We start from the raw sequence: 14,229 nt of genomic DNA on the forward strand, positions 1-14,229 counted from the left end.
CTCTTAGTGTCCTTTGCGGTTAAATTAAAAAAAACCGCAAAGGCCGCAAGGAACGCCAAGGGAAAATTAAAGAATGTGTTATCAAATCGCCATCAAAATTCTTTGCGCTCTTAGTGTCCTTTGCGGTTAAATTAAAAAAAATGTTCCTTTAAAACTACTGAAGATATGGTATAATTAAGGCAAGAGAGGGCATAAGTTATGAGTACTTCAAACAGAAAATATAAAGACTCGGTGTTCGTCGACCTTTTCAGTGAAGACGAAAAAGCAAAAGAGAATTTTTTATCGCTATATAATGCTCTGCATGGAACGGACTTGAAAGATACAGAGCAGCTAAAAACGGTCAGGCTCGATCAGATCCTCTATATGGCATTCTATAATGATGTGTCTTATCTTGTCGATAACAAAATAATAGTCCTTGCAGAACACCAATCGACGATAAATCCCAATATGCCTCTCCGCTGTCTTGAGTATGTAAGCCGCTTGTATGAAACCCTCTTTGAATCAAAAGAAAAATACAGCCGTAAGCTTTTAAAAATTCCGGTTCCTGAGTTTTATGTTTTTTATAACGGTGAGGAACCATATCCTTCCGATAAAACTCTGAAACTATCGGAGGCCTTTATAGAAAGAGGAACGGAAACTAATCTTGAGTTGACCGTTAAAGTAATAAACATAAACCGGCAAAACCGTCATCCCGTATTGGAAAATTGCCGGACAATGCAGGAATACAGTATATTTGTGGAAACGGTGCGCAAGTGGAAAGAGATAGATAGTCAAAACGGTTTTGAAAAAGCCGTTGAAGAATGTATAGAAAATAATATTTTGCGTGAATATCTAAAACGCAAGACGAAGGAGGTATTGAATATGTTACTGGCAGAATATGATTATGAAACAGATATTGCAGTACAGCGAGCCGAAGAACATGAAATCGCCTTTGCCGAAGGAATTGAACAGGGGATTGAGCAAGGAATTGAGCAAGGAATACAACAGGGCTTTTCCGACGGTTCATACAAAAAAGCTCTTGAAACGGCAAAATTGATGAAACATGCGAATTGTGAACTTGATTTTATTATGCAGATGACCGGCCTCAGTAAAGAAGAAGTGGAAGCGATTAATTAATTGGTAATGGATAATTGGTAATTTAAGAAAATTACACATTACAAATTACCAATTAAAAATTACTTATCGGGAGAATTGATGTGAAGAAAAATTGTGTAAAGGCAGCGCTCTGTGCGCTGGTATTTTTGGGAGCTTCCGTTCTTTTTGCTCAAGAGGTTGAGGATGAACCTAAAAGAGAAAAAGACGGCCTTCATTGGTCTTTGGGTATTTCGGCGGAAGGGAATATGAATGTACCGAAAGGCTCTGCCTTGGGTGCAGGGCTGTACGGGATGTTTGTATTGCCTAATTGGGTTAAAACGGGCAGGTTTTCAGCCGGTGTAAAGCTCTTGTATTCGACGGAATTTAAAAGATACGGTCTTCTTGATACGGCTGTTTTGTTCCGCTGGAATTTTTATGATTTTGCAAAGTTTAAAACCTGCGATTCAGGATTTTTTGTTCAGGCGGAAGGAGGTGTTTCCTTAGGCTGGAACGGAAAGACCGCAAAACCCTTTGTATTCGGTTTGGGAGAAGGAACATTCGGTTACCGCTTTGCAGTAAAAAACTTTTTTATCGAACCGTATATAAGAGGCGGCTATCCGGTAATCTGGGTAGCCGGAATGAGCGGAGGATTTAGAATATGAAAAAACAGAAAAGTCGGATTTTAGTTTTAGTTTTGGCGGTACTTTTGGTATCGGTTTCCGCTTGTAAAAACCCGTTTTTAAAGAAGATGCTGGTTGAGGAGGGGAAGGGTGAAAGTTCTGCGGTTCCCAAACACACGGTAACTTTCAGCGTGGAAGGAGGAAACGGCACGCTTAAAGTAAAGGCGGACGGTGTAGAGGAAACGGCGAAGAGCCCCATAAGCATTGAACAGGGTAAAAAGGTAACTTTTACGGCCGAACCTGCCGCAGGCTACATGATAAAAGAGTGGAAAGTAGACGGCGCCGTCATTACAGGCAATACGGAAAATTCATATATCCATACCGTTACAAAAGCGGTTGACGTTAAAGTGAGCTTTGAAGCGCTCCCGTCCGGCAAAGCCTCGTATACGGTAAAACACTATCGGGAAAAACCGGAAGGCGGTTATCCTGCAGAGCCTGCGGAAAGGGAAATCTTAAACGGTACCGTGGGAGCAGATGCCGCATACACGGCGAAAATCTACGAAGGCTTTACCTACAATTCAAGCCTTACCAAAATAAACGGAACCGTACAAACGAGCGGCACGATAAGCGCCGGCAGCGCTACCGCCGTAGAACTCTATTATGAGCGAAAGACGGTAAACGTAACCTTTAAACTTGCAGGCGGCGCCGTAGACGGCAATACGGATGATGTTGTAAAACCGGGCAAATACGGAACAGCCTTGACTGCTCCCGCTCCCGTAAAAACGGGCGCCGTTTTTAAAGGATGGGAACCTGCCCTGCCTTCATCTCCTCTTTTCCCCGCAGTCGATGCGGAATACACTGCGAAATGGGCGGCACTTTACACCATCACCTTCGGCGTAGAAGGCAGCACAGGCGGCACGTTGAAAGCCCAAGTGGACGGCAATGAAATCACTACGGGTGATTCAGTCGAACAGGGTAAAACGATTGTCTTTACGGCAGACCATGATCCCGATTATGTGGTGGAACAGTGGACAAACGGAGGCACAGTTATCGGCGAAGCAGGCATGGATACAAGCTATACTTACGCGGTAACGGCAGATGCGGACATCAAAGTGAAGTTTCAATCACTCTTTGTCGAAGGCGGCGCCTCGCTCATCTTAAGCCCCGATAAGCTCGACATCAAAGTTAGGGTAACAACCGCCGACGGTGCCCCCGTTATGGTAGAAGGCTGCACCGAAACGGAACTTACAAGCGGCACCGAAACCACTCTGCACGCAAAAAGCACAAGGGTAATCCTCAAAGGAAACATCACCGAGCTGAACTGCAACGAAAATAAGCTCACCGCTCTTAACGTGCAGGGCTTAACCGCTTTGAAAGAGCTGCAGTGCTACGGCAGCTACGGCAATAAGCTGACCGCACTTGATGTACAGGGCTGCACCGCTTTGGAATGCCTGCACTGTGAGTGGAATCAGCTAACCGCTCTTAACGTGCAGGGCTTAACTGCTTTACAAACGCTGGAGTGCTACGAGAATCAGCTTACCTCTCTTAATGTGCAGGGCTTAACCGCTTTGCAATATCTGCAGTGCGGCGGTAATCAGCTTACCTCTCTTGACGTGCAGGGCTTAACTGCTTTGAAAGAGCTGTGGTGCAACGGCAATCAGCTTACCGAACTTAACGTGCAGGGCTTAACCGCTTTGCAAACGCTGTACTGCTGGAACAATCAGTTTACATCCCTTAACGTACAAGGCTGCACCGCTTTGAAAGATCTGCGCTGCTGGGGCAATCAGCTTACCGCTCTTAATGTGCAGGGCTTAACCGCTTTGCAAAAGCTGGAGTGCTACGGCAATAAGCTAACCGCCCTTAACGTGCAGGGCTTAACCGCTTTGCAAGAGCTGTACTGCGGCGGCAATAAGCTCACCGCTCTTAACGCACAAGGCTGTACCGCTTTGCAAACGCTGAACTGCTACAAAAATCAGCTCACCGCTCTTAACGCACAAGGCTGTACCGCTTTGCAAACGCTGGAGTGCAGCAGCAATCAGCTGACCGAACTTAACGTGCAGGGCTTAACCGCTTTGCAAACGCTGGAGTGCAGCAGCAATCAGCTTAACGCAGACGCATTTAAAAAGCTCTTTGACGATTTACCGGTTCGGGCGGATAGTGATGATGCGAACTGTATTCTTTACACCGAAGTAACCGGCGTTAGCGAAGGCAATCACACGGACTTTACCGCTCCGCCGGATTTAGCCGCAGCCTTTAATAATGCTAAAAATAACAAGAAGTGGAAGATGTATAAGTGGAATGGAATCTGGCCCGGGGTTGAGATTTAATGTAATTGGTAATGGGTAATGGGTAATGGATAATTTGTAATTATGAATTACTAATTGATTACACATTATCAATTACAAATTGATTCGACCTCTGATATCTTTTAAAAATTGACATTTTCAAAAAATCCTTGTATCATTTTTTTATGAGTATCAACGTGTATTCTCTGGGAGCCGCAGAGGAAGTAACCGGTTCAAAGCATATTCTCGATGTAGACGGGTATTTGTATCTTTTTGACTGCGGGGCTTTCCAAGGGAAACGGGCGGAAGCCGATAAAAAAAACCGCGACTTTAATGTCCCTGCCGATAAATTAACCGCTGTCGTTCTTACCCACGGGCACTATGATCACTGCGGGCTTTTGCCGCTGTTGGGCATACACGGGTTTACCGGCAATATCTATGCGACGCCCGCCTCACGGGATATTGCCAACCTCGTGCTGATGGATTCCGCTCGCATACAGGCGCGGGATGCCGAATATTTACAAAAACAGGCAATCAAAAAACACGAAAAATTCGACTGGAAGCCGCTTTTTACCGAAGAAGATGCCGTGCAAACCATCAATCAATTTGTAACGGTTTCGTATCATCGTCCGGTATGGATCGGTCCGAATGTTCAGCTTGAATTTTATGATGCGGGGCACATTCTCGGTTCCGCAATAGCGTTTATCACGGCAAAAGATTCTGCGGGCAAAACCGTAAAAATTGCCTTTACCGGAGACCTCGGCAGAAAAAATAAATCGATTATCCGTGACCCCGATATTATCCCTGCTGCCGATTATATTATGATAGAAAGCACGTATGGAAACCGCCGGCATGAAGATATTCACAATGCGATGGAGATGCTGGAACATGCAGTGAACGATGCGGTAAAGATGCGCGGTAAAATTATCATTCCCGCTTTTGCCGTTGAACGGACGCAGGAACTTATCTATTATTTCCACCTGCTGACGGATCAAAAACGAATTCCACAGATTCCCATCTATGTCGATTCGCCGATGGCGGTGAACGCGACAACGATTTTTCAGGTGCATCCCGAATGCTTTGACCACGAAACGCAGGAAGCTTTTGTTAAACATCACAAAAATCCGTTCGGCTTTAACGCGCTCAAGTTTATTACGAGCGTTGATGAATCCAAGGCGCTGAACGCAATGGAAGAGCCGATGGTTATTATCAGTGCGGACGGCATGTGTGAATTCGGCCGCATTACGCATCATCTTGCAAATAATATTTCAAAGCCTTCGACAAAAATTATGCTGGTCGGCTATATGGCGGAGAATACGCTCGGCAGACGGCTGATGAACCGTGAACCGGAGGTAAAAATATTCGGAGAATGGCATCAAGTCCGCGCCGAAATTCTTCAGATTAATGCGTTTAGCGCCCATGCCGATTATGTCGAAATTCTTGAGTGGCTTGACAGTCTCGACACCGGAAGCTTGAAAAAGCTGTTGATGGTGCACGGCGAACCGGATGCGCAGAGCTTTTTGCAGGCGTATTTACAGGAACACCGCTATGAATCGCATATTATGCGGTACGGCGATGTAATCGAGTTATAGCGATGCAGATTATTACCGGTTTTCATGCGATAGAAGAATTACTGCGCTCGGTTGAAGCGCAGTTGGAGAAAAAAAATTTGGAAACAAAAAGCTCCGCAACTGCAACAAAGAATTCCGATATGGGGAAAAAAATTGGTGGCGGAAAGGCTGTTGTCATCGGAAAAGCTGCTGTCAGTGGTAAGGCTGTTGGCGGCGGAAAGGCATCCGGATTGCGGCTCAAGATTCTTTACGCCAAGCAGGGACCGCGCGTAAAAAAGATACTCGCGCAGGCGGAAAAACTTTCTGTAACGATAGAGCGGCGGACTGATGCCGAACTTGATAAGTTGACGGTCGGTCTGCCGGAATATCTGCAAAATCATCGAGGGATTATCTTGATCGATGAACGTCCGCAGGAACAGGCGCCGAAGCTTTCTGCCGATGCGCTGCTCGCCGCGCTTGCTTCCCGCGAAAAAGCCTTTGTCGTTGTCCTTGATTCAATTACCGACCCTCACAATACCGGCGCCATTATCCGCAGCGCAGATCAATTCGCCGTTGACGCCGTTGTGCTGCCTGAACGGAGATCCGCCGGAGACTTTCAGACCGTCAGCAAGATCAGCGCAGGGGCGGCGGCGTGGGTGCCGCTTTTATACACGGCGAATTTGGTGCGGACGGTGGAAGAGCTCAAACGCAACGGCTTTTGGGTATTCGGCGCTGACGCCCAAGGAGAGCCGCTCCCGCACACCAAGTTCCCCGACAAAACGATACTGATTATGGGCAGCGAAGGGTCGGGCATCAGCCGCTTGTTAAAAGCCTCCTGCGATTCCTTTACGGCAATCCCCACCTCCGGCAAGCTCGACAGTTTAAATGTTTCGGTCGCCGCCGGTATTCTGATGTATGAGGTACGCCGACAGCAAAACGGGTAGGGGAGGCAGGGTGAACGCATCAGGTCGTTTTTTACCACCCCCGCGGGAAAATTGATACTATTCGACCAGAGTTGAACCTCTTCGCGGTTATTCCCGCCGGAGTTCGGCAAGTGCGGAGCAGAAGAGAGTGCCGGCTTGCGCTACGTTCAGGCTTTCGATTGCTCCGCTGCCGTTGATTTTAACCAGCACATCACAGAGTTTTTTCGCTTCGGCAGAAATGCCGTGTTCTTCATTTCCTAAGACTATAACGACCGCGTCGTCCGGCTGTACCACTGACGGAATGTCTTTTAGGCTGCGGTATGCCCGATGATCCGCCCCTATCCGCACCAAATATCCGCTGCACATCTTTAAAAAATGCTCGGCGGAAGGAGTGGTATACAAGGTGATAAACTCCATACCCCCTTGCGCAATCCGGTAGGCGCTCGGTGTCAGCTGTGCCTGTGCGTCTTCTCCACTTATCACGATGTGTTCTATGCCGAAAAAGGCGGCGCTGCGGATAACTGCTCCAAGATTATTTGCATTACCGATACGGTCGCATAGTAACACCGCAGCTTTTTCGGTTTCCCACCGTTTAATCTGTTCCGGTGTTACGGCAGCAATGCGGGGGTCTTCAATCATAGCGACAACGCCCTGATGGTGAACAGATCCGCACAGCTTTTCCAATTCCGCATCCGATTGCACGAGCCGATAGAGCCGTTTTCGCTGTGCAAGGTATTTACAAAGGGCGCCGAATGTCTTTGCCCTGCTTCCGGCAAAAAAAAATCGTGAAATTTTTTCGGGATGTTCGGCGGCGAGCGCTTTTACCGCTTCAAAACCGCACGCCGCCAATTCTTTTTGATGTAATTCACTCATAGTGCAAGTTACGGCAAGGCAACCGCGGAAATAGGTGCGGTTGCCTTGTTAGACCTTTTTTTACTTTGAGGCCTTCTTACGTGCGAGCTTGTGCCCTTCGCTTTCCGCCTTTTCCAATTCCGCCTGCGCAATCGAAAGGAGCGCGATAGGCACCGAATAAGATGAACAGGAGACATAATTCAAACCGGCCTTCATACAGAAGGGAATGTTTTCGGGGCGTGCACCTTGCTCTCCGCAAAGACCGAGTTTAATATCGGGACGGGTAAGCTTGCCTCGTTCAATCGCAATGCTGATAAGTTCCCGCACACCCGGATCCAGAATCGCAAAAGGATTGCCGTCGATTAAGTCATACAACGTGTAATCCGGCATAAAGCTGTTAAAGTCGTCGCGGGAGAGTCCGAGCGTCGTTTGGGTAAGGTCATTGGTACCGAATGAGAAGAATTCCGCATAACGGGCAATTTCTCCCGCCGATAATGCTGCAACCGGCAATTCAATCATCGTACCGATTTTGAAGTCTATCGCTTGCGCCTTAAACTGCGCCCGTATTTCCTGTTCAATCGAACGGATACCGAGATAAGCATGACCTTCGATCTTCTTTCCATACGCAATTTGTTTGAGTTCACGGAAATTCATTACAATCGGAACCATAATTTCGACATGCGTTTCAACGCCTTCTTTTTGCAGTTTATAAGCCGCTTCAAAGATAGCGCGGACTTGCATTGCATAAATTTCAGGATACGAGATTGCAATACGGCAGCCTCGGTGTCCCAGCATGGGGTTTACTTCCGCACGGAGCGCTATTGCTTCGGATAAAGCTTTTTTACTGACGGTTTTCTTCTTCTCTGTTTTAAGATACTCGATAAATTCATCCAGTTCTGCATCATTATGCGGTAAAAATTCGTGTAATGGAGCATCTAAAAGGCGGATAGTAACTTCGCGTCCTGCCATAGTCTTAAAGATACCGTAAAAATCTTCCATCTGAACTTTTTGGAGCTTGTTCAACACTTTGATGCGCTCTTCGGTCGTTTCGGCAAGAATCATCTCTCTAAAGGTGTTGATACGTTTTGTTTCAAAGAACATGTGTTCGGTGCGGCACAGTCCGATACCTTCGGCGCCGAAGCTGACCGCTAATGCAGCATCGCGGGGGCTGTCGGCATTGGCACGTACATGGAAGTCTTGGATAAACGAACGGGTAAGATCGATAAAATCGAGCAAACCGGAGGTCTTGGGGTCGGGTTCAATCAGCTCCGCTGCTCCGAAGTATACCGTCGATTCGCCGTAATAGGGTACTTGAAGCGTAATATAGTCCCCTTCTTTAATGGTAACGCCGTTGATGATAGCTTTATTCGCCATAATTTTCATGTCGGGACGTACCAACGAGATTTTTCCATATTGACGTGAAACAACGGAGGCATGCGCCGAATAACCGCCCTCATTCGATAAAACACCGGTGGAAACTTCAATAGCCTTTACGTCGCCTGCATAACTCGCCGGTACGCAGAGAATACAGCGGGTATCGGCGCTTTGTAAACGCGCAATATGCTGCGCTTCAATCAGTGTATCAGCGCTGAAGTATACGCGGCCGACTGCTGCCCCCGGAGCGCCTGCAATACCGCCCTTTGATGATTGGAGATTTTTAACGCTCGTCATATCGATAACAGGGTGCAGTATTTCGTTTAGCTGGCCGGGTTTGACATTTTTTACAACGTATTCCGCATCAATAATCTTACGATTATATAAATCGAGCAAAAAGTGTACCAATGCAATCGTGCTTTTTGCTTCAACGGATTTTTGTTCGATGAGCCACAGTTTTCCCGCTTCAATCGTAAAACGGATTTCGCGAACATCTTTACTATGATCTTCCAACCGCCATGCAATGGCTTCCAATTGCTCAAGGTATATCGGCTTTATATCGTTAATATCTTTTCCGACGGCATCGACTTCATCGAATTTTTCTTGGAAGAACATCCCCTGTAATTTTTTTTCGCCGGTAACGATATTACGGCTAAAGAATCTGCCGGAAAAGGATTCCTTGTCATAGTTACCGTACACCAACGGCTGAATCAATAAGGCTACATCGTTTTCATTGTCGGGTTCAAGGCTGAGCAGCGTACTGATGAGTTGAATGGTTTTGTTCAGCTGTACTTCTGCAGTACTGAAAAATTCCTGCGGCAGATACGGCTGGTACATATCCATAACGGTAGCGCCCGATTCAGTGCGCTTTTCTTTCTTTAGGTCATTCCCGATTTTTTCCAACTGTTCTTTATAGAGCTGTTGTTTTGCGCCGTCTTCTTGCAATTCGGCAATCTTATATAAAATTGAAAAGATACCGCGTAATAGAAACAAAACTTCGTGGCTTGCGAAATCTTTTCCCACTTTTTTTTCAAAACCGCCGATTGTGGTTTTTGCTAATCCGAAGTTATGAAGCGTCGGATAATTGGCAATCACAAGGTTGGGTGAAATAACCAGCTTTAATAAAAGAGGATTTTCAGCATCGCCGAATTCCTTTTTAACCGCTTCACCCATCTTTTTTAAGAACGGTCGTAGCAACGGCAACGCATTTGCCTGCTGTAGATCCTGCGTAATAGTTGCATCCATCACAAGCCCCGGTACAATCGGCAGTCCGAGTTCAGAAAATTCATTCAGCTGACGGCCGCGGATACCGAGGAGCGTTTTATCGATATTACTTTTAAGCGATTCTTTATTGCTGAAAAAATGGATTGATTTGGACATATTCATAATAAACTCCTAGAAAAGGTTAAGAACGGTGCTGGGAGAACCGCGTAAAAAGGCTTCAAAACGCGGGCTTGCGCCTTCGGCAAAGTATTTGGATAGTTTCGACAAGTCTTTAATTTCCTCGCCTGCAACGGCAAATTGGATACTGCTGCCGTGCTTTACCTTTCCCCATTTAAACAACGTATTGATATCGACAATTTGTTCACCGTCATAAAATACGATAACCTTATTATGTGGATAGCGTGCATTGTAGCTTCGGATAATGCGCTTCCATGCTTCAACGTTTCCGTTATGGAACAGTTCGTTGGTCACAATAACCGAAATTTGTTGCGAGATACGGTTTTTCCCTGTCGGCACCTGCATTTGAGCGGGAGCCGCTGCTTGTTTTGCCTGTACAGCGCTTGCTGAAGTCTTGGCTTTTGCGGTTGCAGGCGCTTTTGCTGCTTTTCGTTTCCGTCCTTCTGTAGATGGTTTTTTCGCCTTAGGAGCGGTAAATACAAACGGGCCGTTCAAGAGTTTTGCAGGAATTGACGGTCTTGTTCCTTCTAAAAGGTTAAAAAATGCTTTAAATACCGCCTCTGCAATCGGAGCTTCTATCGCACCTTTATCTTGTTTTCCGACATAAATATTTAAAAGTTCATTTTTTTTCAATGTTCCCAAAAGAGAAGCATTTGCAGGGTTTTTAGGGTTTATCGCCAAGAACCCCAAATCAGGGTGATGATAACCGACTACGATATCAACCCCCTTCCATTTTGTCGCTTCTGCGATGATGTCCGTAGACAGTCCATTTATTTCACGGAGGTTCTTAGACGCTACTTTGTATCCCCACATATCGAGCAGTATGACTGATAGAAATGCCGGAATTTCCTCATTTGTCAATTCTTTATTTTCAAGTAATATACCGATTTCATCGGCAATATTTTTTTTAACATTGCAAACATCCAAAAGCGATAGAGCATTCTGAATGTGTGTTACAGAGGCATTAAACCCCTGCTTTGTAGCAAGCGGTACATAAAATCCTAATGAATCGAGCATTCGCTTCTCCTTTACATAGCAAGGATGGTTTTAGAAGTGTTGTTAAAAACTCCTTGCATTTACTTTCAAACTTATGGGGAAACCGTTCGTTGTGGAATTCTTCATAATATTCATAAAATAATATCACCGAAGAGAAGAACAGATGTTCCCAATAGATAAAAGCCCTCCGAAACGAATGTTTCAGGGGGCCTTTATACATAACTTTAACTTATCGCATACGGTAAACTTTACAGAGTTCTCATACCGGATTTGCGTCCGCGGCGACCTCTGCTTGCCGTATTATCAACAGCGCCCGCTTTCGTCGTTTTACGTCCACGAGTGGTACTGGGTTTTGCGTTGACAGTCTCTGCGGCAGGCGCCTCCAAACTCGGAGTATCGTTTAGCGCATCTATAAACTGGGCGCGCCCATTCGGTGTTATCGCAGCAGGTTCGTCTTCCTCGCCCGAACCGAAGGTCTGTGCAATATCTGCACGAACCGTTGAGCGGCGGCGGCTGAAGGAAGCAAATGCCTGATCCATAAAGCCTTTGGAAACTCCATGGAGGAATTCGTTTAAGACGTTTGCCATACCGTCAAGAGTTGCCTTCTTGCGTTTGATAGAGGTAATATCCACATCGAGCAAGAGACCGGGCTGCATATGGAAGGGGTTGATGAGGTAGTCGAACTTGTTGAATTCAGCCTCGAGGAAAGCGAGACGTTCTTCCATAACACGCCGTTCGACAGGATACTGATAGTCGTACATTTTCTTGAGCCGTTCACGCATGATTACAAGCTTCTTGCGCATCTTGTCTTTTTCGTAGACAAACGTACGGTTCATTTTTTCAACATCAGTTTCAGCTGCATTGACAAACGAAATTTCGTCCCAGACTTTTGCGATATCCTTGTAGGCGGGTTCGCCCTTCGGCATCTTGTATTTCTTCTGGATGTGCTTTTCGTAGAGCTTTGCCAAATCTCCGAAATCGGTGATGCGTACCATGAACTTCGATTTGTCATACTGGGTTTGCAATACGTCCCAGAGATGTTCAACTTCTGTTTCAAACGAGCGGATCATCACTTCATACGCTTTGCGCTCTTCAAGGAGCTGAGCATTATCGTAGTAGCGTAGACGAATCTGGTAGCGTTCGTCAGGAAGGTTTGCGACGTTCGTATCATCATATTCGCGCAGCAGCAGCTCACGGGCATTTTTCAAGTTTTCAATGTACTGGTACCCCATCTTAGAGGTGTCAAGAATTGATGTTAACGAGTTAATTGCCGTGTTGAAACCGCGGTTACGGATGTTTTCGATGTCGATGATGTGTTTGATATTCTCACGTACATTGAGCTGATCGAAAGTTTCCGGATCGATTTCCGCTCTTAAGTTTGCGATGCGTTCCATCAACTCCTTTGAAACTACCGAATAGCGCTTGCTTTCAGGATTTTCAACATCATCGTCGGTAACATCGAGAACCTTTCCCATCTTCTTGAAGATGATTTCGCTGTCGGTCATCTCTTCTTTGCCTTCATCGATAAGTTCATCTTTTAAGACTTCGATTTCTTTATCAATAAGGTTCATCAAGTGTCCGGCAAGCAAATCTTTGATTAAGTATTCAACCGTTGCCTGATACTGGAAAATCGGGCTGATAAGTTCAGTGTCGAGAATATTAACCGAAAGTTTTACATCCGTTACGGTTTTGGGCTTGGTGATGTTGTCTTTAAACGCACATTTTACAATTGAGTAAGCGTTTTCACCGCGGACAAAAGCGCCGACGTCGGTTTTTTGACGCAGAAGCGAATTGGTTAGGGTTTCCAAATCGTTGATTCCGCGCTGTACGTGTCCCTGCAGGTGTCCGTACATATTAACGATCGATTTTTCGATTTCACCGGTATTGAACTTATCGGCGCCGCCGACTTCATCCAACAGAGTTGCGATCTCTTTCGGCGTGTAACGGTTCAGAACCTTCATTTCCTCCCTATCGATAAATCCGCGAACTTTTTTGAGCATTTCGTCTTCTGCGGTTACCATATAGCGGTTGAACATGTTCTGATAGTTCTGGTTAAAGTAATTGTATAACTTTTCCTTTAAACCACCCATTACATCCAATCTTTCCAGAACGTCTTTGGGTAATTTTGTTGACAAGTGATGCAATACTTTATTGGTCTCTTCTTCAATCAGCTGATTCACTTCTTTTTGCTGATCGCGGTAATCTTGCGCCAACGAATTCCTTGATCCGACAGCACTAGGCTTTTCGGGATGAAATACATTTGGACTTTGAGGTAAATCTAAACTTCCCATCTTACTGTCTCCTTATTGCAGCAGATTTATATCCGCAACGGATATACTAATACAGCCCTTATTATAAGGCTATTTTGCAAAATGTAAAGCCACCCACCCCTTTTTACTTTCTTTTTTTTGTAATATTATATAAATAGAACCGTGGTTATCTATATTTTAAGAGGAGATACTATGCTGAAAGTCAAATCTATTTTTTGTATCCTTGTTTTTTGTATTCTTTCTTATGCGGTATTTGCCGGTGAAAGAACTATTCCCGTCGATGTTTTTTTGATGATTGATAAATCACAATCAATGAATGAACCCGGTAAGTTTGATAGTTTGCATAAATGGGTGCGCGATACGCTTGTTACCGAAATGTTAATACCGGAGGATTGGATTACCGTCTGGGAATTTTATGAAAAACCGCATGAATTGCAAACATTAGTTATTAAAAATGAAAATGATCGTAATACATTGATAAAAACAATCGACAATATTACTCCCGACGGCGCATTTACCGATATCGGCAGTGCACTGGATGCAATCCAAGCTTCATTAAATAAGCGAGGAAAAAACAACCGATATAAAATTTTATTATTGGTAACGGATCTTGAACAAGATGCTCCATGGACATCAAAATACCGCGGGAAACAGGAATCATTTAAAAGTCCGTATCTGGCGGAAGCACGTATTATTAAACATGATAATTGGTACGAAATAACATTGGATATGGATATTCAGGATAAGGTTGTTAAAACGACTAAAGAACTTTATACAAATATTATTGATAATAGAGGCGTGCCTCGTAGTAATGATGATCAAAATAAAGTGCTTATTACCGAAGAGAAAAAATAAACTGTGGACTTTTAAAGTAAGGCATTTTA

10 protein-coding genes are annotated in these 14,229 nt (G+C 45.2%); 6 read left to right on the forward strand and 4 right to left on the reverse strand.

All coding sequences use genetic code 11. From position 1 onward, the window contains the following. Nucleotides 1-198 precede the first annotated feature (198 nt). The 5 genes from ABK01_RS05425 to rlmB all read left to right on the forward strand — a co-directional run bounded on the left by ABK01_RS05425 (nucleotide 199) and on the right by rlmB (nucleotide 6,473). Complete coding sequence (locus ABK01_RS05425) at nucleotides 199-1,116, forward strand: Rpn family recombination-promoting nuclease/putative transposase (protein ID WP_162663815.1); 918 nt, start codon at nucleotides 199-201, stop codon at nucleotides 1,114-1,116. An 80-nt stretch (nucleotides 1,117-1,196) separates the two neighbouring features. Beyond that, complete coding sequence (locus ABK01_RS05430) at nucleotides 1,197-1,736, forward strand: hypothetical protein (RefSeq protein ID WP_253676514.1); 540 nt, start codon at nucleotides 1,197-1,199, stop codon at nucleotides 1,734-1,736. After that, nucleotides 1,733-4,021 carry a leucine-rich repeat domain-containing protein gene (locus tag ABK01_RS05435; protein WP_253676515.1) on the forward strand — a complete coding sequence of 763 codons (2,289 nt, stop codon included), beginning with the start codon at nucleotides 1,733-1,735 and terminating at the stop codon, nucleotides 4,019-4,021. The genes ABK01_RS05430 and ABK01_RS05435 overlap by 4 nt, the downstream gene beginning before the upstream one ends. 143 nt (nucleotides 4,022-4,164) lie before the next feature. Next, nucleotides 4,165-5,571: an MBL fold metallo-hydrolase RNA specificity domain-containing protein gene (locus tag ABK01_RS05440; RefSeq protein WP_253676516.1), complete on the forward strand. Its 1,407-nt coding sequence runs from the start codon at nucleotides 4,165-4,167 to the stop codon at nucleotides 5,569-5,571. Nucleotides 5,572-5,573: 2 nt separating this feature from the next. Continuing rightward, the gene (rlmB, locus tag ABK01_RS05445; protein ID WP_253676517.1) at nucleotides 5,574-6,473 is read left to right on the forward strand and encodes a 23S rRNA (guanosine(2251)-2'-O)-methyltransferase RlmB; all 900 of its coding nucleotides are present in this window, start codon (nucleotides 5,574-5,576) and stop codon (nucleotides 6,471-6,473) included. Nucleotides 6,474-6,560: 87 nt separating this feature from the next. On the opposite strand, the gene ABK01_RS05450 is transcribed toward rlmB, so the two are convergent. From ABK01_RS05450 to cfpA, 4 genes are all read right to left on the reverse strand, one after another. Then, on the reverse strand, nucleotides 6,561-7,325 hold the full coding sequence (locus ABK01_RS05450; RefSeq protein WP_212566415.1) for a TrmH family RNA methyltransferase: 765 nt from the start codon (nucleotides 7,323-7,325) through the stop codon (nucleotides 6,561-6,563). Between the two features lie 60 nt (nucleotides 7,326-7,385). Next, nucleotides 7,386-10,064, reverse strand: coding sequence for a putative PEP-binding protein (locus ABK01_RS05455; protein ID WP_253676518.1), 2,679 nt, complete (start codon nucleotides 10,062-10,064; stop codon nucleotides 7,386-7,388). A gap of 9 nt (nucleotides 10,065-10,073) precedes the next feature. Continuing rightward, nucleotides 10,074-11,096, reverse strand: a complete 1,023-nt coding sequence (locus ABK01_RS05460) for a hypothetical protein (RefSeq protein WP_212566416.1) — start codon at nucleotides 11,094-11,096, stop codon at nucleotides 10,074-10,076. 227 nt (nucleotides 11,097-11,323) lie between these two features. Next, the gene (gene cfpA / locus ABK01_RS05465) at nucleotides 11,324-13,366 is read right to left on the reverse strand and encodes a cytoplasmic filament protein CfpA (protein ID WP_253676519.1); all 2,043 of its coding nucleotides are present in this window, start codon (nucleotides 13,364-13,366) and stop codon (nucleotides 11,324-11,326) included. 171 nt (nucleotides 13,367-13,537) lie between these two features. Between cfpA and ABK01_RS05470 the strand changes: the two genes are divergently transcribed. Then, a complete protein-coding gene (locus ABK01_RS05470; RefSeq protein ID WP_253676520.1) occupies nucleotides 13,538-14,200 on the forward strand; it encodes a vWA domain-containing protein in 663 nt (220 codons plus the stop codon). Nucleotides 14,201-14,229 lie beyond the last annotated feature (29 nt).

The sequence above is a fragment of the Treponema sp. OMZ 305 genome (genome assembly GCF_024181325.1).
GTDB lineage: Bacteria > Spirochaetota > Spirochaetia > Treponematales > Treponemataceae > Treponema.

Coding starts and splice junctions, on each gene's coding strand:
- ABK01_RS05425 (WP_162663815.1), top strand. CDS start 199: ATGAGTACTTCAAACAGAAAATATAAAGACTCGGTGTTCGTCGACCTT.
- ABK01_RS05435 (WP_253676515.1), top strand. CDS start 1,733: ATGAAAAAACAGAAAAGTCGGATTTTAGTTTTAGTTTTGGCGGTACTT.
- ABK01_RS05440 (WP_253676516.1), top strand. CDS start 4,165: ATGAGTATCAACGTGTATTCTCTGGGAGCCGCAGAGGAAGTAACCGGT.
- rlmB (WP_253676517.1), top strand. CDS start 5,574: ATGCAGATTATTACCGGTTTTCATGCGATAGAAGAATTACTGCGCTCG.
- ABK01_RS05450 (WP_212566415.1), bottom strand. CDS start 7,325: ATGAGTGAATTACATCAAAAAGAATTGGCGGCGTGCGGTTTTGAAGCG.
- ABK01_RS05455 (WP_253676518.1), bottom strand. CDS start 10,064: ATGAATATGTCCAAATCAATCCATTTTTTCAGCAATAAAGAATCGCTT.
- ABK01_RS05460 (WP_212566416.1), bottom strand. CDS start 11,096: ATGCTCGATTCATTAGGATTTTATGTACCGCTTGCTACAAAGCAGGGG.
- cfpA (WP_253676519.1), bottom strand. CDS start 13,366: ATGGGAAGTTTAGATTTACCTCAAAGTCCAAATGTATTTCATCCCGAA.
- ABK01_RS05470 (WP_253676520.1), top strand. CDS start 13,538: ATGCTGAAAGTCAAATCTATTTTTTGTATCCTTGTTTTTTGTATTCTT.